The sequence below is a fragment of the Caulobacter sp. D5 genome, from assembly GCF_003185805.1.
Taxonomy (GTDB): domain Bacteria; phylum Pseudomonadota; class Alphaproteobacteria; order Caulobacterales; family Caulobacteraceae; genus Caulobacter.
This window is the reverse complement of sequence record NZ_QHJY01000501.1, coordinates 1-1,263: the sequence shown is the minus strand read 5'-3', so window position 1 is coordinate 1,263 and position 1,263 is coordinate 1. Positions and strand designations below refer to the sequence as shown.

1 protein-coding gene is annotated in these 1,263 nt (G+C 71.4%); it reads right to left on the bottom strand.

Annotated features, from left to right (window positions below; translation table 11 throughout):
• Positions 1-15: 15 nt before the first annotated feature.
• Positions 16-1,128 (bottom strand): SGNH/GDSL hydrolase family protein, encoded by a 1,113-nt coding sequence (locus DMC18_RS24420; RefSeq protein WP_110122175.1) that lies wholly within the window; start codon positions 1,126-1,128, stop codon positions 16-18.
• Positions 1,129-1,263 lie beyond the last annotated feature (135 nt).

Sequence of the window (1,263 nt, the reverse complement as noted above, 5' to 3'; positions counted from 1 at the left end):
AGAGAGAGGGTTTCCCTAACGCCCCAGCCAGATCTCCGGCCGCTGATCCAGGAAGCCCGACACGCGCGCCGAGATCCCCTGTTGATCCCGAGCCGAGGGGTGCCAGTCGCAGGCGGTCAGTTCCATCTCGCCGACGGGGATGACGGCCAGGCGGGTCTCGCCGCCGGCCTTGAGGTTTTCGGCCACCCGGTCGACCTGGGCGGCGATCTCGTTCTCGGCGCTGGGCGGGGCCAGCAGGATCAGGAAGGCCTGGGGCTGGCGGGCGCGGATCGTCTGGGCGAAGCGGGCGTAGGTCGCCACATAGTCGTCGCGCAGGGCCTGGCGGTCCTTCCACGGCTCGCCCGGCTTCAGGGGCGTGGAGAAGTCGTTGGTGCCGAGATTGATCACCACCACCTGCGGCGCCCAGTCGGCGTTGGCATAGGCCGGAGCCGCGCCCAGCAGCACCTTGGGCCAGGCCAGAGGCAGGGTGTCGCCGGGCATGCCGCCGTAGTTGCGCACGATCCCGCGGCCCGAGATGGCGTTGACCTGGTGGTCGGCCCCGAAGCGCGCGGCGGTCAGCGGGCCGAAGGCGATGGAGTTGTCGGTCGTGCTCCACACCTCGTCGCTCGTGCAGGCGCGCTTGTCCGAGGCGTCGCCGTAGCCGACGCTGTGGGAGTCGCCGATGAACTCGATCTGGCGTCGGGGCGCGGTCAGCGGCAGGGCGCGACCGTTCTCCAGGAAGAAGCCGCCGAAGCGGGCCGGGCCGGCCTGCATCTCGCCGACCACGGCGGCGCGCACCAGGTGGCGGCCGGGGCCAAAGCCGTCGAGGCGGTAGAGGCCGGGGGCGGGCTTGACCAGCCGACCGGCCGGAACGCCGTCGATCGAGAGGTGCAGGATCTGGTCGCCGGCGCCGACCTTGATCAGCACGGCCTGGCCCTCGAAGGCGGCCTCGAAATGGACGCTCGGCCACTGGTAGGTCCAGCCGTCGGGACCCGCCGCGACGCGGCCGCCGGCCAGGGCGGGCAGGGGCGTGAGGGCGGTGGTTTCCTGCACGACAGCCAGGCGCGATTGCGCGGCGGCGGTGGTCGTCCACGCGGTGGTCGCCAGGGCGGCCAGAGCCACGGCCGTCAGAAGCCCTCGAAAACCCATCGCGCCCTCCCGTCTTGTGCGGAGATCGGGTTTAGCGGGCGGGCGGAATAAGGAAAGACGGAAAAGGTATTGTCGGATCCCTCTCCCCTTGCGGGAGAGGGTGGCCCGCGAAGCGGGTCGGGTGAGGGGTCTCTC

Coding starts and splice junctions, on each gene's coding strand:
- DMC18_RS24420 (WP_110122175.1), bottom strand. CDS start 1,128: ATGGGTTTTCGAGGGCTTCTGACGGCCGTGGCTCTGGCCGCCCTGGCG.